Annotated in this window: 18 protein-coding genes; 6 read left to right on the top strand and 12 right to left on the bottom strand. The window is 65.9% G+C overall.

All coding sequences use genetic code 11. The features are described from left to right. Positions 1-251: 251 nt before the first annotated feature. Entirely contained in the window at positions 252-1,799 is a 1,548-nt protein-coding gene (locus AWC31_RS20080; protein ID WP_085145801.1) for a hypothetical protein, read from the top strand. Here AWC31_RS20080 and AWC31_RS20075 read toward each other — a convergent pair. Both AWC31_RS20075 and mshB read right to left on the bottom strand, forming a co-directional pair. Further along, positions 1,796-2,254 (bottom strand): hypothetical protein, encoded by a 459-nt coding sequence (locus tag AWC31_RS20075; protein ID WP_085145800.1) that lies wholly within the window; start codon positions 2,252-2,254, stop codon positions 1,796-1,798. The genes AWC31_RS20080 and AWC31_RS20075 overlap by 4 nt on opposite strands. Before the next feature lie 106 nt (positions 2,255-2,360). Continuing rightward, on the bottom strand, positions 2,361-3,236 hold the full coding sequence (gene mshB / locus AWC31_RS20070) for an N-acetyl-1-D-myo-inositol-2-amino-2-deoxy-alpha-D-glucopyranoside deacetylase (protein ID WP_085145951.1): 876 nt from the start codon (positions 3,234-3,236) through the stop codon (positions 2,361-2,363). A 75-nt stretch (positions 3,237-3,311) separates the two neighbouring features. On the opposite strand from mshB, the gene AWC31_RS20065 reads away from it, so the two are divergent. Both AWC31_RS20065 and AWC31_RS20060 read left to right on the top strand, forming a co-directional pair. Beyond that, entirely contained in the window at positions 3,312-4,547 is a 1,236-nt protein-coding gene (locus AWC31_RS20065; protein ID WP_085145799.1) for a chloride channel protein, read from the top strand. 602 nt (positions 4,548-5,149) lie between these two features. Then, complete coding sequence (locus AWC31_RS20060) at positions 5,150-6,421, top strand: hypothetical protein (protein ID WP_085145798.1); 1,272 nt, start codon at positions 5,150-5,152, stop codon at positions 6,419-6,421. 50 nt (positions 6,422-6,471) lie between these two features. On the opposite strand, the gene AWC31_RS20055 is transcribed toward AWC31_RS20060, so the two are convergent. Next, positions 6,472-8,310 carry an ABC transporter family substrate-binding protein gene (locus AWC31_RS20055; RefSeq protein WP_085145797.1) on the bottom strand — a complete coding sequence of 613 codons (1,839 nt, stop codon included), beginning with the start codon at positions 8,308-8,310 and terminating at the stop codon, positions 6,472-6,474. Positions 8,311-8,750: 440 nt separating this feature from the next. Here AWC31_RS20055 and AWC31_RS20050 point away from each other — a divergent pair, with 440 nt between their 5' ends. After that, positions 8,751-10,718 carry a hypothetical protein gene (locus AWC31_RS20050; RefSeq protein WP_133060192.1) on the top strand — a complete coding sequence of 656 codons (1,968 nt, stop codon included), beginning with the start codon at positions 8,751-8,753 and terminating at the stop codon, positions 10,716-10,718. A 124-nt stretch (positions 10,719-10,842) separates the two neighbouring features. Here the strand turns inward: AWC31_RS20050 and typA are convergent, their stop codons facing one another. Beyond that, on the bottom strand, positions 10,843-12,744 hold the full coding sequence (typA, locus tag AWC31_RS20045; protein ID WP_067850723.1) for a translational GTPase TypA: 1,902 nt from the start codon (positions 12,742-12,744) through the stop codon (positions 10,843-10,845). A 286-nt stretch (positions 12,745-13,030) separates the two neighbouring features. On the opposite strand from typA, the gene AWC31_RS20040 reads away from it, so the two are divergent. Continuing rightward, a complete protein-coding gene (locus tag AWC31_RS20040; RefSeq protein ID WP_067850720.1) occupies positions 13,031-13,297 on the top strand; it encodes a hypothetical protein in 267 nt (88 codons plus the stop codon). Here the strand turns inward: AWC31_RS20040 and AWC31_RS20035 are convergent. The 7 genes from AWC31_RS20035 to AWC31_RS20005 form a co-directional block, all read right to left on the bottom strand. Further along, on the bottom strand, positions 13,291-13,728 hold the full coding sequence (locus AWC31_RS20035) for a pyridoxamine 5'-phosphate oxidase family protein (RefSeq protein WP_067851007.1): 438 nt from the start codon (positions 13,726-13,728) through the stop codon (positions 13,291-13,293). The two genes, AWC31_RS20040 and AWC31_RS20035, sit on opposite strands and share 7 nt — an antisense overlap. 70 nt (positions 13,729-13,798) lie before the next feature. Beyond that, positions 13,799-14,527 (bottom strand): respiratory nitrate reductase subunit gamma, encoded by a 729-nt coding sequence (narI, locus tag AWC31_RS20030; protein WP_067850718.1) that lies wholly within the window; start codon positions 14,525-14,527, stop codon positions 13,799-13,801. Further along, positions 14,527-15,171: a nitrate reductase molybdenum cofactor assembly chaperone gene (narJ, locus tag AWC31_RS20025; protein WP_085145795.1), complete on the bottom strand. Its 645-nt coding sequence runs from the start codon at positions 15,169-15,171 to the stop codon at positions 14,527-14,529. The genes narI and narJ overlap by 1 nt, the downstream gene beginning before the upstream one ends. A gap of 2 nt (positions 15,172-15,173) precedes the next feature. Then, positions 15,174-16,814, bottom strand: a complete 1,641-nt coding sequence (gene narH / locus AWC31_RS20020; RefSeq protein ID WP_085145794.1) for a nitrate reductase subunit beta — start codon at positions 16,812-16,814, stop codon at positions 15,174-15,176. A gap of 1 nt (position 16,815) precedes the next feature. Continuing rightward, the gene (locus AWC31_RS20015; protein ID WP_085145793.1) at positions 16,816-20,490 is read right to left on the bottom strand and encodes a nitrate reductase subunit alpha; all 3,675 of its coding nucleotides are present in this window, start codon (positions 20,488-20,490) and stop codon (positions 16,816-16,818) included. Continuing rightward, on the bottom strand, positions 20,487-21,704 hold the full coding sequence (locus AWC31_RS20010) for a nitrate/nitrite transporter (RefSeq protein WP_085145792.1): 1,218 nt from the start codon (positions 21,702-21,704) through the stop codon (positions 20,487-20,489). Before AWC31_RS20010 ends, AWC31_RS20015 begins: the two co-directional genes overlap by 4 nt. A 149-nt stretch (positions 21,705-21,853) precedes the next feature. After that, positions 21,854-22,252, bottom strand: coding sequence for a (deoxy)nucleoside triphosphate pyrophosphohydrolase (locus tag AWC31_RS20005; protein WP_085145791.1), 399 nt, complete (start codon positions 22,250-22,252; stop codon positions 21,854-21,856). 27 nt (positions 22,253-22,279) lie between these two features. On the opposite strand from AWC31_RS20005, the gene AWC31_RS20000 reads away from it, so the two are divergent. Then, positions 22,280-22,573: a 4a-hydroxytetrahydrobiopterin dehydratase gene (locus AWC31_RS20000; RefSeq protein WP_085145790.1), complete on the top strand. Its 294-nt coding sequence runs from the start codon at positions 22,280-22,282 to the stop codon at positions 22,571-22,573. Here AWC31_RS20000 and AWC31_RS19995 read toward each other — a convergent pair. Continuing rightward, positions 22,542-23,711, bottom strand: coding sequence for a mannosyltransferase (locus tag AWC31_RS19995; protein ID WP_234816925.1), 1,170 nt, complete (start codon positions 23,709-23,711; stop codon positions 22,542-22,544). The genes AWC31_RS20000 and AWC31_RS19995 overlap by 32 nt on opposite strands. Between the last annotated feature and the right edge of the window lie 171 nt (positions 23,712-23,882).

Raw genomic sequence — 23,882 nt, 5'->3', positions numbered from 1 at the left:
CGTTGTCCACAATCATCCACGCGTCTCACATTCTGAAACCAACGGAGCCTGCCATAGCCAGGACATGGGAGCCACAGTAGTCCCAGCATCGGGCGACGTGGCGCCCTGCTGCTCCTGATGTGTTCGATGCTTGTTTTCAAGCCGTTATATGACGCGCTGCCACCAGCACGCGGACTTGGCCATTTCTGCCAGTAAGGTCAAGATCAACGTTAGATTGTTGTGGGTCGGGGAGGGATCTCAGGGGTGCCGTCATGAACGTTTCTGTCCGCTCATACCTGATGGCAGGCGCCGCCGCGGCCACTGCGACAACTCTTGCCCTGACTCCGATCCAGGTAACCCCCGACGACATCGCAGTGCCGGCGCACTCGGTTTCCACCGAGCCGCAGTTGTCGCAGGCCATGGTCGACCTGCTCGCGGCGGCGAGCCGCATGACGGCGGCCGTGCCGGTGCCCAAGGTGCCGTCGGGTGGCGCGTCCGGCGCGGTCGAATCGGCCCCGGCCGCGGCGGTGACCGCAGCCCCGACCGCCCTGGCGATCGCACCCAACCTGGCCAACACGATCGACAACATCTATCTGACCTTCGAGCCGTGGGTGCAGTACGGGTTCGAACTCGGCGCCTACGCACTCGGCTGGGTTCCGTGGGTCGGCGGCTGGGCCGGTGGCCTGCTCATGGACGGCTACAACTTCGGGAATTCGCTGGTCGCAAGTGCGGTCTTCAACTTCACCGACTGGCTTCGCGGGGACGGCGGCATCGCTCAGAACCTCGTCGACTTCGGCGTGGATGTCGCGTTGTCGTTCGTCTGGCTCGGAATCGACGTCGCGAACACCTTCATTCCGCTGCCGCCCCTCCCCCTCCCCCCGCGCCCGCCATTGCAGGGGCCGTTCCTGGCGGCGGATCTTGCCGCACCGACTGCGAACCTGGCCGCGGCGCCCAGTATCGCGTCGCTACCGTCGCTGATCGGTGACCTCATCCTGCCGCCGGTCGAAGCAGCCACAAATGCCGCCATCGCCGCGAACAACCTGACGCTGGCCACGTCACAAGCCGTCACCGAGGGCGTCATCAACGCCATCGAGCCGGTTTTCGACGGCCTCGGGCTGGGCTTGGTCAACCAGCAGATCGACATCAACTACAACCTCCTCAATGCTCTGTCCATCCAGGAGGTCGGATTCGTCAACGACCTCATCGGTGTCCCGGAGGGATTCCTGACCGACGTGCTGCGCAACGGCGAGGGTCCGTTGCGGGCGCTCGGCACCCAGGCCCGGTTCGTGGTGGACAGCGCGGTTGACCATGGGTCCGCGTCGGTCGATGCGCTCGGGAACTATGTTCGCGACCAGATCGATTTCTTCACGCCGGACCTGGCCACGAAGACCGGTACGGCAGAAGTCACCAGCGTCCCCGAATCGGTGCGCACGTTGGTGAAATCGACCGACACGACCGGCGCGACCGACACCGTGACCACCCCGGACACCGACGCGACGGAAACCGAGGACACCGCTGCGCCGAAGCCCGCGCGGACGCTGGCCAAGAACGTTCAGGAGGCGGTCGACAAGACAGTCGCCAAGACGGCGGCTGACGTGAAGAAGGTGTCGGAGAACGTCCGTGACGCGGTGAAGGATGCGACGAAGGCCGCCTCCAGCACCAAGACGTCCGACAAGGACTCCGAGACCGCGTCCGACAAGACCACGGAGAAGAAGTCCGAAGCCGCGAAGCCGGCCAAGAAGGACAAGCCGACCGGCGCCGACAAAGCCGACAAAGCTGACAAAGCTGACAAGAAGCAAAAGTCGGAGAAGTCCGACTAGCGGGGCTGGCGGCGGTACCTCCGCCGCAACAGCCACGCTGCCGGTAAGGCGCCTACGGCGATGAAGATGAGCGCGCTGTAGGCGAAGATCCCCGATCCGGCGAAGATGTAATCGTTGCCTGGTCCGCCGAACGTCATCGCGACGACGGCGGCCAGCCAGGTCCACAGCGGCAGCCCGCCGCGCAGTAAGGAATCCGACCACTGCATCGCGGCCCATACGAGCGCGGCGTTGACCACCCCACTGATGACCGCACTGATGGGGAACGGGATTCCGCCGATGTACGACGGCAACAACAATGCGCCGACGACGGCAGAGATGATGCCGTCGACGGCGAGCAGGGTCAGAACGATTCCGGCCAGCACCGGATCCGCGTCACCGGTTTCGACGACGCGGGACTTGGTCGAGGTCAGGTCGGGATGCTGTCGAGCAGCGACACCAGCGAGCCCACCACCCACTGGAAGTTGTCTGCCCGGTCCTGCCAGTGCTGGAGGTTCGGATCCAGATCGGGGTCCATGGATATCCCTTCGACGACTGACCGGAGCTTACCGCGTGTGGTTTCGCCTATTCCAGATTCAATCCGGCGAGTAGGTCGGTTTCCCAACCGCGGGCGTCGCGCGGTCCAGGGTCACCGGAGACGAGTACATAGTGCTCCTCGCCGATGAGCGGCAACGCGATGTTGTTGGACAAGGCGAGGGCATCGCCCTTGGGCGAGACGGTGACCTGCGTGGCGTGAGCCCGCATGGCGGCCACCTTGGCCGGCAGATATGCGGATACGTCGACGACGGCGTCGATCTGGTCGTCGGAGAAACCGAATGGAACGTCGTCGGCATTGATCCGGATCCAACCCTCGGGTAGCTCCTTCACCGCCTGCAGCCCGGCGCCCATTGCACTCGTTGCCATCACAGTCCAGTAGAACTTGGGCACGGCCCAGCCAACAGCGTCGGCCGAGGCAGCGACGGCTTCGGTCGTGACGCGATGGGTCTGGATGTGGTCGGGGTGTCCATATCCCCCGTTGGGGTCGTAGGTCACGACGACATGTGGCCGGAGTTCACCGATGATGGCCACCAGTTGTCCTACCGCCTCGGTCATGTCGGCATCGACCCAACGCCGCTGAGGCCCGCGCGAGGGCGTCCCGGCCATGCCCGAATCGCGCCAGTGGCCAGCTCCGCCAAGGTAATGCGGACCGTCGACCCCAAGGGCCTGCAGGGCCGCAGTGAGCTCAGCGATGCGGTATCCCCCGAGCTGATCGGCGTTGTCGACGGTCAGCTGGGCATACCGGTCGCCGATCACCTCACCTTCTTCGCCGAGGGTGCAGGTGACGACCTTGACCTCAGCCCCCAGCGCCGCGTAGTGCGCGATGGTTCCGCCGGTGGTGAGGGTTTCATCGTCAGGGTGGGCGTGGACGAACAACAGACGGGGCTTCACATGCGTTGGCATCGCCTGTGACGCTACCGCCCGGCGGTCCACAACGTCGCGAGCATGTTGGGTCTCGAATCGGCATAGATTCACCGGGTGAATCGACGTGAGCTCGAATTCGGCTGCAGCATTGTCGTGATCGGGTTGCTTGCCGGCCTGGCCGGCATAGCGACGACGCTGCTTCTACACGCCGTCGAACACGTCACCTATCACTACACCTTCGGGTCACTGCTCGAAGGAGTCACCGGCAGCAGTCCGGTGCGGCGCGCGATCGGTCCGATGATCGGCGGCGCACTGGCCGGATTCGGCTGGTGGCTGCTGCGCCGACACACCACCGTGCCCGCACTTTCTGACGTCATCTCCGGGCACCGGCGCGTCCCCCGAACAGCGCTGTCGATCGACGCGGGACTTCAGGTGCTGGTTGTCGGATCCGGCGCGTCGCTCGGACGAGAAGGCGCTCCGCGCCAACTGTCTGCCGCATTCGGCGATCTCGGAACCTCACGTTGGTCCCTGACGCCGCGCGACCGGGAGATTCTGCTCGCGTGCGCTGCCGGTGCCGGACTGGCCGCCGTCTACAGCGTGCCGGTAGGCGGCGCATTGTTCGCGACGCGAATCATGCTCAATACCTGGCAACCCCGTGCGTTCGGGGCCGCACTGATCACCTCAAGTTTGGCTGTCGCGATCGCCTCGCCGGTGACCCACGCCGACGTACCGCTGGACTGGCCTGATCCCCGGTTGTCTTATCTACTAACGGCTTTCGCGCTCCTGCTCGCACCTTTCGCCCTGGCGATCGGTCTGGCGTTCAACCGGATCATGGCCTCAGCCAGGCCGGCCACGGCGCCGACCAGCTGGCTGATCATTCCGGCCGTCGCCGCCGCGGGCCTACTGATCGGTGTCTGCTCGATCTGGTGGCCCGAGCTGCCAGGCAACGGAAAGAGCATCCTCACCGTCAGCCTCGACAGCGGTATCACGATCGGCGCCGCACTGGTGATCCTGTGTCTCAAACCTCTTCTCACCGCGGTCTATCTGCGGGCAGGCGCGGTCGGCGGGCTGCTCACCCCGGCGTTGGCCACTGGCGCAGCGCTGGGTTCGATACTCGCCCTGTCGGTCAACACGTGGACAGCGCACCACGTCAGCGTCGCTGCGGTGTCGCTGACGTGCGCAGCCGGCGTGTTGGCGATCACCCAGCGCGCACCGCTGTGGGCGGCGCTGTTCGTCTGGGAGCTCGCGCGGCCGCCGTGGTGGGTGCTGATCCCATTCGTTGTCGCTGCCGCGACGGCGCACGGACTCCGGGTGCTCACCGAGCGCCGAACATCGGCGATCTCGCGTTAGAACGGGCTCGCTTCGCGTCTTCGGACGAATCCGGTGCTGGACAACTCTCAGGCGTTACTCAGGTCAACCCGCGATCGAAGGCCTGATGTGGCCGCCGCGCTGCCCGAACGCGAAACTGGCGGGCGCTGACAAGCGCTTGCTACCGCAATGATCTGGCGAACTCGCCGGCACGGGATTACCGCCTCTCACCACGGCAGGCTGACCGCACTTCACCGATGTTCTGGACGCCCCGCGCGGCCGTTTCCGGGTGGCTGGTGCAGGGTGCGACACCGCGCAAATGTTAGGCCGTCTTAAGTTCGCGGGATCAACCAGGGATTCCGGTGTGATGTGCGCCACATAGCAAAGGGCGATCTCGAATGAGCGACGTTGCCCTTCCCCGCATATTTCAATCCAAAAGGCCACACTACCGTGCGGCCGGCGCGTGACCAGGAATCAAGAATGGCCAATGACATGCGACTTGAGGAGCTAGTTTCCGTTGTTAACGATCGCAGTAACCGGCCTCGGAGGGTTGAATGCAAGTTTCCGAAATTTGCCGAACTATTAATTTACTCTCAGGTAGCTTCTGGCTCGCCGGGGGATTTACATCGAGGTAAGGAGACTCCATGCAAGTCGCTGCACGTTCTTATCTGGCGGCAGGCGTAGCACTGGTCGGGGCCAGTGCCATCGCGATCAGCCCGGTCGCTCCGCCGATACCCGACGTCACGGTTTCGGCGATCTCGTCACCCCGGGTCGAACTGTCGGCGTCAGCAAATCCGCTTGAGGCTTATCTGGCGCTGGTGACCAACACCGTCACGAACGTCGGCGCGACAATCAGCGCAGAACTGGACGATCCCGCTCCGGTGCTGAGGCAGATCATCGCGAACCAGCTCGCGACCGCCGAGTCACTCTTCGAGGGCCTACAGGGGGCCGGCGAGGGACTCATCAACGTGTTGGACCCGGCCAACCCCTACGGCGTTCCGGCACAGTTGCAGCTCGCGTTGTCCGACCTCCTCGAGGGAGACATCAACGGCGCGGTGGCCAATGCATGGAGCGCGTTTCTCAGTCCGGTCTTGAACGTCGGTCTTCCCCTGCTGGAGCCGATCATCAACGCCGTCAAGCAGCCCGTCCAGAACACGCTGAACATCCTGAACAACCCGCTCATCGTGGTCATGCCGTTGCTCGGTGCGATCAACGTCGCCTACACCACGATCACCGTCGCGGGCAACGTCGGCCAGGACATCGTCGACTCACTCAAGAATGGTGACCCGCTCGGTGTCGTCAACGCGATACTCAGTGGACCTGCCGTCATCACCGATGCGTTCCTCAACGGCAACGAGCTGGGTGGTGGGATCTTCGGCCCCAACCTGGGTCTCCTGTCGAGTCTGCGGCAAGCACGCGAGGCCCTCGCCGCGGCGATCAGGCCGCCCGTGGAAGCGCCGAGCGCCGCCGCGGACGCGACGCTGGATTCGGCTGCCAAGGTGGTGACGCTCGACGTCGCGCCGGCCGAAACGGCGGATGCGGCAACCACTTCGACGGAAACCGCGGTAGCCGGGGGAACCGAGGAGACGTCAGCGTCGGCACCGGGGAGCGACGCGACAGCGCCTGCAGAGGAGATCGAGGCGCCCGCCGCCGAAACCGCCTCGCCGGTCGCCACCGACGTCGTGAAGGACAGCCCGGTGGCCGTGCCCGGTAAGACCGGGACGATCACCAAGTCGGATCGCGCGAACCCGCTGAAGCAGGTCCGCGACAACATCCGGAACACCGTCAAGAACGTCAGCGACGGATTCAAGAAGGCTGCTGAGGGATTGTCGGGCAAGAGCACGAAGAGCAAGAGCGAAAGCTCAAGCCGCTCATCCGATTCCGGTGAGAGCTCAGGCTCGAGCGACGCAGCCTGATTCACCGACAACGCGGTGGACCTCCTCTTCGAGGGGGTCCACTGTTTTGTTCACCGCGTCTTCGTCCAGTCCGCGGCGTCGCCGACGATCCCAACCGGAACGGCCCCCGACAAGCTGACGTTCTGCACACTCGGGCCTGCCGCGACGATGGTGGTGTCTTGCAGGATCGGCAGCACCGTCGACATGTTCCACAACCGTGGTTCGACGGCCTCGATCACCTCGGCAATTTCTTCCCTACCATCCAGTGCGCCATCTATTCTCGGCTGGATGCTGCGGTCGCAGATGCCGGTGATGTTGCTCGGCGCCTGCACGAGCTCACCCGAGTCAGGTGACGGGGGCGGCGCCGCGGTGGTCGGGGTGGTGGTAGCCGGTGCGGGCGCGGCCGTCGTGGTGGGCTTCGGCGGGGCCGACGCCGGGGTACCCGGCGCCGCGGTTGCGACGGCGGTGGCCTCCAAGGCGCGGCAACCGTATCGGGACGCCAGCGCGGTCGCCAGGTCTCCCCCGGCCTGGTGCCAACCGACCACCGCATCGACGCGGTTGTTGGTCAGCGCATCACCGTAGAGTGCGACCGGATCGAGCGCCAGCACCGACGCGTCGATGCCGACACTGCGCAATTGGTCGGCCGCGGTGTTGGCCACCGCCACCGACGTCGGATCGTTCGACGCGACACCGAGCACCAGAGACAGTGGGACACCGTCTTTCGTGATGCGCTGCCGGTCGTTCGCCGGTGGCGGTCCGTCCGGTGCCGGCGTCGCGGCCGGTTCGATCTGATAGCCGGCTGCGCGCAGCAGGTCCAGTGCGGCGTCGCGGCCCATAGCGGGCGGGGCCGTGGGCACGTAGCCCGGATCAGAGGGCGAGCGCACCTGTGCCTGCGCGAGAGTGACCGTGTTGTCGTCACCGGCACCGACCGACGCCAGCAGATCGACGTCCACCAATCCCAGGAGTGCTTTGCGCACTTGGACATCCGCCAACTTCGGCTGTTGCGCACGCAACGTCAACTGCATGACTCGCGGCGTGACGATGCGGGCCGTGCGTACATCCGGGATGGCGCTCAGTTGCGCGAAAGTTGCCGCGCCCCCGTGCACCTGGGCCACCTGGGTGTCACCGTTGCGGATCGAGTCGGCAAGCGCTGCGGGCGCACCGCCGCGGCGGAAGAGCACGAGATCAGGTTTCGCCGGCACGCTCCAGTACCGGTCGTTGCGGGCCAGCAGGATCTCATCCCGTTGCGGGTCAATGTTTTCCACCCGGAACTGTCCGCCGGTGACCGGCATCGCGCGGGCCAACCCGGCACCGAAACCGCCGGGGATGTCCTTGACGATGTGGGCGGGCAGGATGTCGTTGAACAGTTCGCGCCACGCCGGATACGGCTGCGAGAACGTCACGACCGCGGTCTTGCCGCCCTCGACCGATTGCACTCCCGTGATCAGGTCATAGCCCGCTGGGTCGACAACTCCTGGCTGGCTGACCATTTGACGCCAGAGATACCAATAGTCGTCGGCGGCGATGGGTGCGTTGTCGGTCCACTGCGCCTCCGGCCGAATCTTGTAGGTGACGGTGAACGGTTGCTCATTGGTCACTTCGGCCGACTCCAGCAGCGTGGGGTCGAGTTCCCAACGCGAACCGGTCGGAGATTTCGGATCGGCCACCGGGCGGAACGAACTCGGCAGCACCAGCGACGCGATCGCGGCGTTCACCGGGGACTGATCGGACAACAGATGCGGGTTGAAGCCAGGTCCGATCGAATCGATCGCCATGATGATCTGCGTGGCCTTGGGCGGAGGCGGCGGCGTGGTCTCCGTGGTCTCGGTGCTCTGCGGCGCGGGAGGCGGACTGACCGTACATCCGCTCAGCAGGAGCGCGGGTACCGAAACGAGCGCGCCGATCGTCATGCGGGCGCGGCGGCAGGTTGTCGGCACGCCACTCAGGGTATCGACCCGTACCGATCGCACGAAAAAGCGCACCGATCCCCACTCATACGGGCGGACACCCCTAGAAGTAATTTCGGTTTGAATTGATTTCTAAGCCAGGCAGGCAATGCGACTGCACCTCACACCAAGAGACGGTCAGCAAAACTGAGACTGACGTCAATTTGGTGGCATGAAGAGTGCTTAGAAGGCCTTTCGCGGGAATCTCACGGAAGCCAGATACCCCATATGTCGAGCGAGACGTGGCAGCTGACCGGCCTCGACTCCAGGGGCGGCGGCCCGGACGTCGAACTGATTTAGAACACGTTTCACTATTTTGCATTCATCTCAGCTGAATCTCAGATACCGTCTCGTCCGTCGGTCGCTATGACCGTCGTCACAGCCCACGGAACAAGGAGACACAGTTGCGATCAGCATTGCGGCCATACGCGACGGCAGGCATTGCCATCGCCGGCGCGAGCGTCATCGCGGTCACCCCCATCACCGCACCGCCACCCGATGCCCAGATCCGCTCGGTTGAACTGTCGGCCGCCGTGCAGAACCTGGAGACGCCCGACGTCTCCGCCGGCGCCATACCGCCAGAGCTCACGCCGGCCGAGGCGTACCAGTACTTCTTCCAACTGACGGCGGCCTACGTCTTCGACGCCATCGCCCCGATCGTCAGCGACCCGACACCGATCCTCAGCCAGGTTCTGGCCAATCAGTTCTGGTACGCGAACCTGCTGACGATGGGCGTCGTCACCGGAGCGACGAACGTCGCGTGGACCCTGTCGAACGTGCCCGAATATCTGAGCACCGCAGCAGGGCAATGGATGGCAGGTGATCCGGCCGCGGCGATCATGACGCTCTGGCAACGCATCCCGGTCGAACTTGTCACGGACGTCGCCCTTCCTCTGATCCCGTCCCTTCAGATCCCGGTAGCGATCGCCCAGAACCTCGCGAACGTCGTCGCAACCGTCATGACCACGGCGATGGAACTCGGTTTCGACGTACTCTCGGCGGCCAACAACGCCGCTTCCGGATTGGCGGCGTCCGTCCAGACCATCGTCGAGGCGGCGGGTTCCGGCGACCCGATGGCACTGGTGAACGCGATCGCCGTCGCACCCGCCAACATCTTGAGCGGTCTGCTGATCGGCGACATCCCCGAAGGTGGGACGAATCCCGGACTGATCAACGGAGTGCTCAAGAATCTGGTTCTTGCCCGAGTGGCGATCGCCGAAGCACTGGGTGCTACGGAAAGCCCTGAGCTGCAAGCTGCTTCGGCAGACGCCGGAACGCAAGCGCTGGCACCGCCGGACCTCGGCATCGTGTTCGATCCCATCGCGCAGTGGGCCGACATCTTCACGACGGCGTTCGGAAACGTCGCCTGGATCGGAGAGCAGTGGCTTGCCGATCCGGCTCCGTTCTTGCGGCAGGCCCTGATGAATCAGATCGGCTACGCGACCATGGTCGCCGACACCATGGGCAGCGTCATCCCGACAACGCTGAGCGCACTCTTCGACCCGTCCTATCCCAACGGGTTCGCCAGCGGCCTGGTCAAGGCGTTCGAGCTGGCCCAGGCCAACGATTTCATCGGCGCGTCGAATGCGCTCTTCAGCGGGCTCATCGGCACCGCATTCGGCCTGTTCCCGATGGCTAATCTCCTGCAGATTCCGGTCCAGATGTCGGCGAATCTCAACAACGTGCTGGAAACCGCTGCATCGCTGCCGATTTCGCTGGGATTCGCGGCCATCTCCGCGGTCGGGATGGCTTTCCAATCAACCGGCACATCGGCGCAGGCGATATCGGATGCCCTGACCGAGGGCGACACCGCTGCCGCACTCAGCGCACTCATCGCCGCTCCCGGGAACATCACCGACGCGGTACTCAACGGCGGCCAGTTCGGTGGCGGCCTACTGAGCAACAACGGCATCATCGCCCGGCTCGTGGTGGATGTGCCGCGCATGCTGGCCGACGCGATCACGCCTGCGGCGGCTACGCCGTCGAAGGTCGAACCCGAGAAGACGGTCACCCTCACGGTAGAACCGCAAGCCGAACCCGAAGCGGCCGAACCCGAAACCGCCGAAGCGGCGTCCGAGGACACGGAGTCAGATTCGGCTGACGGCACCGATGCCGACGACGGCACCGATGGCAACAAGGTGACACCGCGTGAGAGCACGGGAACGCCAAAGCACCGCAAGCCCACCAAGCTGGGCACCGCGCTCAAGAACATCAGCGAAGACGTCGACAAGACGGTCGCGAAGGTGACCGACGGGGTCAAGAAAGCCCTCGGCGGCAACAAGAGCGAGCCCAAGAAGAACGACGAGAAGTCCGGCGCCGACGATGACGCCAAGGGCGACAACGACTCCGATGGGTCGGGGGCGAGCGGATAACCCGATTCCGCTCGGCCGGCCCCCTCTCAGCCAGGGAGGGGGCCGGTTCGGCATTCGAGTCTGCGTGCCGGGCGTGGGTTACTCGTACTTTCGCGCCCTGAGCGCAGACTCGACGTGCAGAGAGCTAGCCCCTGGCCTTGGCCCGCGCCTTCGCCCGGGCCCGCAGGCTCGCGGTGAGCTCGACCTTGCGCACGCGCACGATCTCGGGTGTCACCTCGACGCACTCGTCGGCCGCGCAGAATTCCATGGCCTTTTCCAGGTCCAACTCCAGCGGCCGGGCCAGCGTCTCGATGACGTCGGCCGTCGACGACCGCATATTGGTCAGCTTCTTCTCGCGCGTGATGTTGATGTCGAGATCCTCGGCGCGCGGATTGATACCGACCACCTGGCCTTCGTACGTGTCCTGGCCGGGTTCGACGAAGAACTGCCCGCGGTCAGCCAGCTGGATCATCGCGAACGGGGTGATCGTGCCGGACCGGTCGGATACCAGCGATCCGGTGTGCCGGGCCCGGATCTCCCCCGCCCACGGCCGGTAGCCCTCGAACACCGCGTTGGCGATGCCGGTGCCACGTGTCTCGGTGAGGAAGTCGGTGCGGAAACCGATCAGCCCGCGGCTCGGCACGATGAAGTCCATGCGGACCCATCCGGCCGCGTGGTTGGTCATCTCTTCCATGCGGCCCTTGCGCGCGGCCATCAGCTGCGTGATGGCGCCGACGAACTCGTCCGGGCAGTCGATCGTCAGCGCCTCGAACGGCTCGTGCAACTTGCCGTCGATGTTCTTGGTGACCACCTGCGGCTTGCCGACGGTCAGCTCGAAGCCCTCACGCCGCATCTGTTCGACCAGCACGGCCAGCGCCAGCTCGCCACGCCCCTGGACCTCCCAGGCGTCCGGGCGGCCGATGTCGACCACCCGGATCGACACGTTGCCGACGAGTTCCTGGTCCAGCCGATTGCGGACCATGCGGGCCGTCAGCTTGTGCCCGGATACCTTCCCCGCGAGCGGTGAGGTGTTCGTGCCGATCGTCACCGAGATCGCGGGTTCGTCGACGGTGATGCGGGGCAGCGCGTGTGCGTGGTCGGGATCGGCCAGCGTGTCGCCGATCATGATCTCGGGCAGGCCCGCGACCGCGACGATGTCTCCGGCGACGGCCTCGTCGGTGGGGCTGCGCTCGACGCCGACGGTGGCCAGCAGTTCGGTGATCTTCGCCGAGGTGATCACGGGCGATCCGTCGACCTCACGCATCCACGCGACCTGCTGGCCCTTCTTCAGCCGGCCGTTGTAGATGCGGATCAGCGCGAGCCGGCCCAGGAACGCCGAGGCGTCGAGGTTGGTCACCAGCGCTTGCAGCGGCGCCTCGGGGTCGCCCGATGGCGGCGGGATGTGCTTCATCAGCACGTCGAACAGCGGGTCGAGGTTGTCGCCCTCGGGCACCTCACCGTCGGCGGGCTGCACGGTGCTCGCGATGCCTGCGCGGCCCGACGCGTAGAGCGTCGGCAGGTCCAGTGCGCGCTCGGCGGCCGCGGCGGCCTCGTCGTCCAGGTCGGACGCGACGTCGAGCAGCAGGTCGTGGCTGGCCTCCACCACCTCGCTGATGCGTGCGTCGGGCCGGTCGGTCTTGTTGACCACCACGATCACCGGCAGGTGCGCCTGAAGTGCCTTGCGCAGCACGAACCGGGTCTGCGGCAACGGGCCCTCAGAGGCGTCGACGAGCAGCACCACGCCGTCGACCATGGACAGCCCGCGCTCGACCTCACCGCCGAAGTCGGCGTGGCCGGGGGTGTCGATGACGTTGATGACGGTCACCGTGCCGTCATTGTGGTGGCGATGCACCGCGGTGTTCTTGGCGAGGATCGTGATGCCCTTTTCCTTCTCCAAGTCACCGGAATCCATGATGCGTTCGGTAGCGTCGTCGCCACGGTGCGTCAACGCACCCGATTGCCGCAGCATCGCGTCGACTAGGGTCGTTTTGCCGTGGTCAACGTGGGCCACGATGGCGACGTTGCGAAAGTCTGGGTGCGAATCCACGCCACAATTCTCGCAGGCAGTCGACCCGATCACGAAAACGAGAGAGCCCCGTCACGTTGAAGTCCGCCAAGCTCGCCGGCCTGAAGCCCAAAAAGAAGTGCTGCCGCAGCAAGCCTCGGTGCAAACGGTGCCCGGTCGTCCTGCACAAGGTCCGCAAGGCCGAGCTGAGTGGGCTGCGGGGCAGCGAACTCGACAAAGTCTTCAAACGGGCCAGGAAATCCTAAGGTTCGCGAGTACCGTTTGAGGTATCCGTCAGGGTGCGTCTTGCGTGCTTGGAGGTCCGAACATGACGGTCTACGAAGTGCTCACCGTCGCGCTGATCATGGTGCTGGCCACGGCGACCACGGTGGCGATCTACGTCGGGATGGCGAACTGGATCGGCGCGTGCTACGTGGTCCGGTGCAGCGAATGCCACCACCTGACGTTCGCATCGGTCAACCGCCCGCAGGAGTCGTGCGCGCACTGCCGTCATCCGATGCTGCTGCATCCGCTGTACACCGCGCAGCATCATGACAACGCGGTCCGGGTGGTCGGGGACCGGCTGCGTTACTGAGCCTCGCCCTGGTAGTGCGGAACGCTCTGTTCCCGGATCTGCCGTCCGGTCACCTTCTCGGCGCGGATGCGGATGAAGTGGTCCCGACGGCCGTCTACCCATGGTTGGACGAACGTCCCGGCCACTTCCACCAACTCGTCGACGTCGGTGATCGGCTGAGCATGGCCGACGACGGTCACGCTCCAGCCGGTGCGCAGATCGGGATCCAGCTCGTCGGCCTGGAACGCCACGACGTGGTTCTCGGTGGCGGCCGTCAACTTGGCTCCGCCCGCGACCCGGATCACCACATCGTCGTGCGTCAGCCGGAAATTGACCGGTTGCACGGCCGGTAACGCGTCCTCGGTGAACACCAGGCGACCCACCCTGACCCGCTGCAGCAGATCCAGGCACTGCCTGCGGGTGAGCACGTCGAGTTCCTGTCCCTTGGGCATTGTCAACCTCCTTCGACACATCCAGCATCCCCGGCGAGGGCGCGGATACGACAGAGCCGAAAGTCCTCAGTCACCACCCGCGGCGGTGTGGCTGGGAACCGACGAGTTCACCGCGCCCCGCGACGTCACGGCTGCGGTAGACGATGTAGGGCCGGAACAGGTAGCCGATGGGCGCGCTGAACACATGCACGAGACGCGTGAACGGCCACAGGCAGAACAGGACGAGCGCGATCATCACGTGGATGTGGAAGTACAGCGGCGCCTGCACCATCAGATCGCCGCGGGGCTGCAGAATCCAGATCGACCGGAACCACGGCGCGACGGTCTCGCGGTAATCGTGTTCGGCACCCGCCGGGCTCGCGCCGATGAATGTGCACGACACCCCGGCCACGATGGCCAGCACCAGAACCACGTACATCACCTTGTCGTTGGCCGTGGTGGCCATGAACACCGGTCCGGTGGTGCGCCTGCGGTACACCAGCAGCGCGATGCCTGCCAATGTGGTGACGCCCGCAAGACCGCCGAGAGTCACCGCCTGGATGTGATAGACGTGGTCGCTCATGACCGCGCGGGTCCAGGACTCCGGGATCACCAACCCGATGATGTGTCCCACGATCACCACGAGGATGCCGAAGTGGAACATCGGGCTGCCGATTCTCAGCAGCCGCGATTCGTAGAGCTGAGACGAGCGGGTGGTCCAGCCGAACTTGTCATAGCGGTAGCGCCACCACAGGCCGACCACGACGATCGCCAGCGTCACGTACGGCACGACGTCCCAGAAGATCTCCCAACCAGACATCAGACCCCTTCCTCAACGCGCCGGGGCGGCACCGTCAATTGAAACGGCTGCAAGCCAACCGATTCCGTGGGCGGTCCGGACCGCAGCAGATGCCGGGCATCGCCGCCGGACACGGCGGGCAATGTCGAGCACACCGCGGCCACCGCGGGCGCGTACGGCGATCCGGCATCGGACAACGCATGCCGGAGAACGTCGATCGGTACGCGATGGTCGGCCAGCAGCCGCCGGCCCGCGACCGGGTCGACCGTGGCGGCGAACTCCAGCACCACCGGAAGGTGGTCGGGCGCTTCCTGTCTGGGCGGTTGCACCCCGGCGTCGCGATAGGCCTGCGTGAAGACCACCATCTGCGCACCCCGGTTGCGGGTGTCGCCGCCGGTCCAGTACGTCAACAACATGGTGGTGGATTTCTTGAGGTCGAATGTGTCGACATACTGGGCCGCCAATGCCATCGCGGGCGTATCACGGAGCGCCGTAAGGGTTTCGGCGATAAGCCGCGCCTGCTCACCGGCGATGTGGGCAAGCAGGCCCTCGACCGTGTCGAGGCGGGCCTGGTGCCGCTCGTCGGGATAGGCCAGCAGCAGCGAGGCCGCTTGCCACACCACGCGGTCCTGCAGCGTGAGATCTGGTCTGCGCCGGAGCTTCATGGCTACTCCTCCGGGAACATCCCGGCGGGCACTCCCCTGCCGTCCCAGTTGAGCAGGTTCACGCGCGACGGGTTGTCGGCGTTGGCCGCCATGCCGCCGGTGGTCTGGCGGTGTTGCAGGGCGTGGAATGTCTCGATCGCCACCGGAACCGGCCCACCGCTGGCCTCACCGAACGGACCCGACTCGTACATGCCCGGCCCACCGTCGAACGACAACGAGCACCCCGGCTCCTCGACCGCGTGCCCCTCGGTGCTGTACGCCGTCGGAATGACATAGCGTTCTTCATATTTCGCGAGGGCGAGCAGCCGGTACATGTCGTACATCTGCTGCTCGGTCATGCCGACCGCCCGCGGGATGTGGGGCTGGGTCTCGCGGCCCAGGTTGATGTCGCGCATGTAGGAGCGCATCGCGGCGAGCCGGCGCAACACACCCTCGACCACCGCGGTGTCACCCGCGGTGAACAAGCCGGCCAGATACTCCATCGGGATCCGCAGCGCCTCAAGCGCGCCGAACAGATTGCCGACGTCTTCGCCATCATGCCCGTCACGGCTGACCGCGTCGACCACCGGTGACAACGGCGGGATGTACCAGACCATCGGCACGGTGCGGAACTCCGGATGCAGGGGCAGCGCGACACCGTACGTGTGGATGAGCTTGTAGATCGGCGAGTGCTGCGCGGCCTCGATCCATTCGTCGGAGATGCCCTCGGCTCGCGCACCGGCGATCACCTCGGGATCAGTCGGATCGAGAAGGATTCCGCGCTGCGCCTCGTAGAGGTCCTTGTCATCGGGGACCGATGCGGCCTCCAGCACCCGGTCGACGTCGTAGAGCACCAGGCCCAGGTAACGCAGCCGGCCCACGCACGTCTCCGAGCAGACCGTCGGCAGTCCGACCTCGATGCGCGGGTAGCACAGCGTGCACTTCTCGGCCTTGCCGGTTTTGTGGTTGAAATAGACCTTCTTGTAAGGACATCCGGAGACGCACATACGCCAGCCACGGCATCGGTCCTGGTCGACGAGCACGATCCCGTCCTCGGAACGCTTGTACATCGCGCCCGACGGGCACGACGCGACGCACGACGGATTGAGGCAGTGCTCGCAGATTCTCGGCAGGTAGAACATGAAGGTCTGCTCGAGTTCGAGCTTGACCTGTTCACTGACCTTCTGCAGCACCGGGTCACCGGGCACGATCTCCGGCGACCCGCCCAGATCGTCGTCCCAAGCCGCCGACCAGGACACCTTCATCGGCTCACCGCTGATGAGGCTGCGCGGCGGCGCGACCGGCATGTGCTCACCCAGGGGTGCCGAGGTGAGGTTCTCGTAGTCGTAGGTCCACGGCTCGTAGTAGTCGTCGATCGACGGCAGCTTCGGGTTGGCGAATATCCGCGCCAGCTTGGAGAACCGGCCGCCGTCACGCAACCGCAGCCGGCCCCGCCCGTCCAGACGCCAACCGCCGCGCCATTTCTCCTGATCTTCGTACGTACGTGGATAACCTTGTCCGGGCCGGGTCTCGACGTTGTTGAACCACACGTACTCGGTGCCCGAGCGGTTGGTCCAGGCCTGCTTGCACGTCACCGAACAGGTGTGACACCCGATGCACTTGTCCAGGTTCATCACCATCGCCATCTGGGCCATGACCTTCATGTCAGTAGGTCACCTCCTGGCTGCGGCGGCGCACCACCGTCACCTCGTCGCGTTGGTTTCCGGTCGGGCCGAGATAGTTGAAGGCGTAGGAGTGCTGCGCATATCCGCCCGCCAGATGGCTCGGTTTGATGAGCAACCGGGTCAGCGAGTTGTGGATCCCGCCGCGGTTACCGGTGGTTTCCGTCAGCGGCACGTCGATCGTGCGTTCCTGCGCGTGATAGACGTACACCACACCCTCGGGCATCCGGTGGCTGACGATCGCGCGGCACACCAGCACGCCGTTGCGGTTGACCGCTTCGACCCAATCATTGTCCTGTACCTCGATTTTCGTGGCATCGGCCGGGCTCATCCACATCGTCGGACCACCCCGCGACAACGACAACATGAACAGGTTGTCCTGGTACTCGGAGTGGATCGACCACTTCGAGTGCGGCGTGAGGTAGCGCACCGTGAGCCCCACCCCGTCGCGACCGAGCTCCGGCTCACCGAACAACCGCGACATGTCGAGCGGCGGACGATAGACGGGCAGTTGCTCGCCGAGTTCCTCCAGCCAGTCATGGTCGACGTAGAAGTGCATGCGGCCGGTGAGGGTGTGGAACGGTTTGAGCTCTTCGATGTTCACGGTGAACGGTGCGTAGCGCCTGCCGCCGGTTTCGCTGCCCGACCATTCCGGGCTGGTGATCACGGGCACCGGGCGGGCCTGCGTATCGGCGTACGTGATGCGGCGTTCCTCACTTCCCGCCGCAAGGTGCACCAACCGGCGACCGGTGCGTCGCTCGAGTTCACGGAAGCCCTCTACCGCCAGTCTGCCGTTGGACGTGCCCGAAAGCGCGAGGATCACGTCGGCCATGCGCTCGGCCGTCGTCATCGCCGGACGGCCCTGCGCAGGACCGGAATCCATCACGCCGAACTTCGCCGCGAGCTCACCGACCTCCTCGGTCGGATGCGTCGTCACGCCCTTGGTCGTCACCCCGAGCGTGTCGACGAGCGGGCCGAGCGTGGCCCATTTCTGGGCGATCGCCCCGTAATCCCGCTCGACCACCGCCAGCGGGCCCATGGTCTTCCCCGGCACCGGCGTCTCGCCGGTGGTGCGCCAATCCCGTTCGGTACCAGACGGATAGGCCATCGCACCGGGGGTATCGTGCTGCAAAGTGCCCAGCACCACGTCGGTACGCACACCCAGATGCTCGGCGGCCAGGACGCTGAACGCACGGGCGACCGCTCCGAACGCCTCGTAATCCGACCGGGTTTCCCACGGCGGGTCCACTGCCGGGCTGAAGGCGTGTACGTACGGGTGCATGTCGGTGCTCGACAGGTCGGCCTTCTCGTACCACGTCGCGGCGGGCAGCACGACATCGGAGAGCAGCGTCGTCGACGTCATCCGGAAGTCGATCGACATCAACAGGTCGAGCTTGCCCGCCGGGATGTCCTCGGTCCAGGTGATGCCCGCCGGGCGCAGGTTCTCCGGCGTCGGCTGCGCCTGCAGATTGGACGTGGTGCCGAGCAGATGACGCAGGAAGTACTCATTGCCCTTGCTCGACGAGCCAAGCAGGTTCGCGCGCCAGACATTCAGCACGCGTGGCCAATTGGCCGGGTTGTCGGGATCGGTGACCGCGAGTTTGAGCGTGCCGTCGGCCAGCTTGCTCGCGACGTACGCCGGTATCTCCTGTCCGGCTGCACGCGCCTCGTCCGAGACGTCGAGGCTGGAGCGGTCGAACTGCGGGAAAAACGGGCTCCAGCCCATGGCCGCGGCCGACGCGAGCACGTCCATGGTGTGCTTGCCGCGGAACCGGCCGCGCCCCAGCGGGCTGGCCAGCGCATCGGCACGGTATCCGTCGTAGCGCCACTGGCCCGTGTGGGCATACCAGTACGACGTTCCGGCCATCTGCCGTGGCGGTCGTGTCCAATCGGTGGCCATCGCCATCGTCGCCCACCCGGTGACAGGGCGGCATTTCTCCTGCCCGACGTAATGCGCCCAGCCACCGCCGTTGCGGCCCATCGAGCCGGTCAGCAACAGGAGCGCGAGCACCGCGCGATAAGTCGCGTCACCGTGGAACCACTGGCAGATGCCCGCGCCCATGATGATCATCGACCGGCCGTTGGATTCCTCTGCGCTGCGGGCGAATTCCCTGGCCACCCGGATCGCCTGGGCGGCAGAAACCCCGGTGATCTCCTCCTGCCAGGCCGGCGTGTAGGGCTGCGTGGTGTCGTCGTAGCCGGCCGGCCAGTCGCCCGGCAGGCCGGGCCTGGCCACACCGTACTGCGCGAGCATCAGATCGAAAACCGTGCACACGAGGTGCTCGCCGACGCGCCGGACGGGGACGCCGCGGTCCATCGTCTCGCCGTGACCGTCGGTGGTGTCGAACCGGGGCAGCCGAACCGCGGCGGTCTCGCCACCCTCGGCGGCAACCGTGAGCGCGGGCACAAGGTTTTCGAGGTCGAGGTTCCAATTGCCGATCCCGCTGTCGCCGAAGCGGAATCCCAGTGACCCCTGCGGTATCGCGACGCTGTCGCTGGCACCGTCCAGCAGGGCGGGTTTGAAGGCCGCGTTCTCGGTGTCCTGTCCGAGGTCGGCGGCGGTGAGGTTCTTGCCTGGCACGAGTGCGCCGTCGCGTTCCTCGAGCTTGACCAGGAACGGCAGATCGGTGAACTTGCGGACGTAGTCGACGAAGTACGGAACCCGTCTCTGCACAAAGCATTCGGAGAGGATGACGTGGCCCATCGCCATCGCCAGCGCACCGTCGGTGCCCGCGGCACACGGCATCCACTCGTCGGCGAACTTGGTGTTGTCGGCGTAATCCGGGCTCACCGAAACGACTTTGGTTCCGCGGTAGCGGACCTCGGCCATCCAGTGCGCGTCCGGCGTTCGCGTGACCGGGACGTTGGACCCCCACATCATCAGATACGCGGCATCCCACCAGTCGCCGGACTCCGGCACGTCCGTCTGATCCCCGAACACCTGCGGGGACGCCACCGGCAGATCGGCGTACCAGTCGTAGAACGACGTCATCACACCGCCGAGCAATTCGACGAACCGTGAGCCGGCGGCATGGCTCACCATCGACATCGCCGGGATCGGCGAGAATCCCGCGACTCGGTCGGGCCCATACGTCTTGATCGTGTGCACGTGCGCGGCGGCGATCATCTCGGTGGCCTCGGCCCAGCTCACCCGCACCAAACCGCCCTTGCCGCGGGCATTTTGGTACCGGCGCCGCCGCTGCGGATCGGCCTGGATGTCGGCCCAGGCCAGTACGGGGTCACTCAGCCGTGCCCTGGCCTCGCGGTACATCTCGACGAGCACACCGCGCGCGTAGGGATAGCGCACCCGTGTCGGTGAGTAGGTGTACCAGGAGAACGCCGCGCCGCGCGGGCACCCGCGCGGTTCGTATTCCGGCCGGTCCGGCCCGACCGACGGGTAATCGGTCTCCTGTGTCTCCCACGTGATGATCCCGTCCTTGACGTAGATCTTCCACGAGCACGACCCGGTGCAGTTGACGCCATGCGTCGAACGCACGACCTTGTCGTGGCTCCACCGGTCGCGATAGAACACGTCGCCCGCACGGCCGCCCTGACGGGTGACGCTGCGCAGGTCCGGCGAGAACTCGCCCGGCGTGAAGAATCTGCCGCTGCGTTCCAGCAGTTCCTCCACGGGTCCGCCGACGTGCGGTCTGGTCACGGCTTGGGCTCCTTGACGGGTTCGTGCGCGTGCAGCCGAAGTGCGGTGTAGGCCAACGCCACCAGCGCGGTCGCCACCAGCAACAGCAGGCCGACGGTGTAGTCGTTGCCGACCCGGTCATACGTCGCGCCCATCACGAGCGGCGGGAAGTAGCCGCCCAAACCGCCTGCGGCGGCGACGATTCCGGTGACCGAGCCAACCGACTTGGCGGGCGCGCGGCGGGCCACCCAGGCGAACACGCCGCCGGTGCCGATGCCGAGGAATATCGCCAGCGTGATGAACGTCGCCGCCGACCACACATCAGGCGGCGGCTCGAACACCGCGACGAAAGCCATCAATGCGGTACCGGCGAACGACACCAAGACCACGTATTTGGGCGGAATCCGGTCCGAGAGGGCACCGCCGATCGGCCGGGCCAGCACGGCGGCGAGGGCGAACGCGGCGGTTCGGGCACCGGCTTCGACCGCCGGGAAGTCGTAGACGGTCTTGATGTAGGTCGGCAGGTAGTTGCTGAACGCCACGAATCCGCCGAACACGACCGCGTACAGGAACGACATCTCCCACGTGACAGCCAGTTTCGCGGCGGCCTTGAGCTTGGGCAGCACCGGGTCGGTGTTCGGCACGAAGGCCGGGGCATCTTTCATCACCACGATGCACAGCACCGCCGTCAACGCGAGCGCCGCGGCCACGATGAGGTGAGTGGCCATGAGTCCGAACCAGTTCACGAACCGGGGCGTGAAGAACGCCGACAGCGCCGTGCCGACCATGCCCATGCCGAACACGCCGGTCGCAAAACCCCGGCGCGACGGTTCATACCAGTTGTTGGAGAACGGGATACCGACGGCGAAGATCGTGCCCGCGATACCGAGGAAGAACCCGAAGACCAGCAGCAGCGGGTATGAGCCGGCCTCGGCGGCCAACCCGACCGCCACGACGGGCGGGATCGAGGCGAGCGAGACCGCGATGAACATCGTTCGCCCGCCGAATCGGTCGGTCAGCGAACCGATCACGATCCGCCCCAGCGATCCGACCAAGATCGGCGTGGCGACCAGCATCGAGGCTTCCGTACTGCTCAGCCTCATGTCTCCGGCGTAGGTGGTGGACAACGGCCCGATCATGTTCCAGGCCCAGAAGTTGATGGCCGATACCCAAGTCGCCAGCACAAGGTTCACGCTCTGGCGCCGACCGGTGTACGGCGTGGTGGCCGTGCTCACCAGTCCAGGAAAACATCACCCACCAGCAACCGCGTCATTTTCGCGCAAACGTTACGGGTACTTTCACGGAAACGTAATTCGCAACATGGCTGTGCCGGAATTGATCCCTTGCGCCACAACAGTTAACTGATGTTGCAGCAGCAAACCGATCAAGGGCAAGGCGATCGCAACACGGACGCCAGGTCGACGACCCAGGCCCGATCCGCCGGAACCCACGCCAATCCGTCGAGTTCGTCGGCGCTCACCCACCGCAGGGCACGGTGGTCATGCGGCTGCGGGCTGCCCGCGGTCAGCGACACCCGATAGGCGCGCAGCGTCATGGTGTCACTGAGCGCAACGTCGGCCCCGAGGCGCGCACCCACCGTCACCTCGATACCGAGCTCCTCGCGCAACTCTCGGACCAGGGCGGCGGCATCGCTCTCCCCCGCGGCCACCTTGCCGCCCGGCAGTTCCCACAGCCCGGCGAGTGCCGCGGGCCGGTCCCGCTGGGCCACCAGCAGAGCGGCTCCCGAAATGAGTGCCCCCGCAACGACGATCTGCTCATCCATCGCGCCCGACGGTATACGGTCGAACCCATGGCTGTGTTATCGAATGATCAGGTTGACGCCGCGTTACCCGACCTACCCGGCTGGGAGCGCGCGGCCGGCGCGCTGCGCCGATCCGTCAAGTTCCCGAGCTTCCTCGACGGTATCGACGCGGTCCGTCGCGTGGCCGAGTTCGCCGAGGAGAAGGACCATCATCCGGATATCGATATCCGTTGGCGAACAGTCACTTTCGCATTGGTGACGCACTCCGCGGGCGGCATCACCGAAAAGGACGTTCAGATGGCAGAGGAGATCAACCGGATACTGGCCGACGGGGCGAGTTAGCGTCTGCCGGCTTGCTCCTCGCGGCCGCGGCGATCCATGCCAGGGTCGCCAACGTGGCGACGATGTAGACCAGGCCGGCCCAGGCCAGATACCACGGCCGGCTGATCTCCCAGATGCTCGGCTGGGCGAAACTGAGCAGCCACGGCACCCCGATGAGCGTCAACGCGAGCCAACCCCAGCCCAGAATCCGCGCGCCGAGACGGTCGGCCAGCGGTCCGTGCAGCAGCCAGATCATCAACGGGATCAGCCACACCCAGTGGTGCGTCCACGAGATCGGGGAGAACAGGAGCCCGAACAGGCTCACCACCACGATCGCGCCGAGCCGGTCGGCGCTGCCGCCGATGGCGCGCCAAGCCAACATGGCCAGGATCGCCGTGACCACGATGCCGAGCAGCACAAGCGGTCCGAATCCGGCGTCGTGGCCGAGGATGCGCGAGATGCCGCCGCGCCAGGACTGGTTGAACGACGTGGCGATCGGCCCGATCCGGTCGGCGTCGCCGAGCAGCTGGGTGAAGTAGCGGCGGGCCTGTTCCCCGACGATCAGCCAAGACACCCCGACCGTCGCGAAGAACACCGCCGCCGAGAACACCACGGTGGCCCAGCGGCGCGCGCCGAGGAAGTACAGCCCCGACACGGCCGGAGTGAGTTTCACGCCCGCGGCAAGGCCCACCAGCAGCCCCGACACCCACCACCGCGTCGAGTACACCGCGTAGAGCACCGCGAGCACGAGGATGACGTTGACCTGCCCGTAGTCGAATGTGCTGCGCAACGGCTCGGTCCAGATGCCGACGGCCGTCCAGAGCATGCCGACACGCCGGTCGGCCTGCGTGTCGAGCAGAAGCTGACTGATCCGCACCACGCCGTACAGCGCGGCGATCGTGCCGATCTGCCACAGCAATGCCACCACGCCGAACGGCAGCAGGTGTAGCGGATAGAACACCACTGCGGCGAACGGCGGATAGGTGAACGGCAACGGGAAGTCGGGTGTCTGGTCGGCGTAGACGTAGTCGTAGAGCGCGCCCGGCCCGTCAAGCGCGTCCGCGCCGCCGACATACACGTGGAGGTCGACGAAGTTGGCCCCGTTCGGCACCAGGTACGTCCACGCGAGCCGCGCCACGATGCTGGCGATCAGCAACATCGGCGCCAGGCGTTGCAGCCGCGCCGATGCTGTGACGGTGGTAGCCGATGTCGTGTTTACCGGCCCGACTTTAGCGGCCGGCCCGCCGCTGTCACGCCAGCGTGACGCTGGGCCCCGGGAGCCACGCCAGCGTGACAGTCGGCGCCTGGCGCACCCACCGCGGCCGGATAA

Origin of the sequence: Mycolicibacterium wolinskyi (genome assembly GCF_002101965.1) — a bacterium.
Classification (GTDB): Bacteria; Actinomycetota; Actinomycetes; order Mycobacteriales; family Mycobacteriaceae; genus Mycobacterium; species Mycobacterium wolinskyi.
Note: the sequence above shows the minus strand (reverse complement) of the source record. Positions and strands in the feature narration are given on the sequence as shown.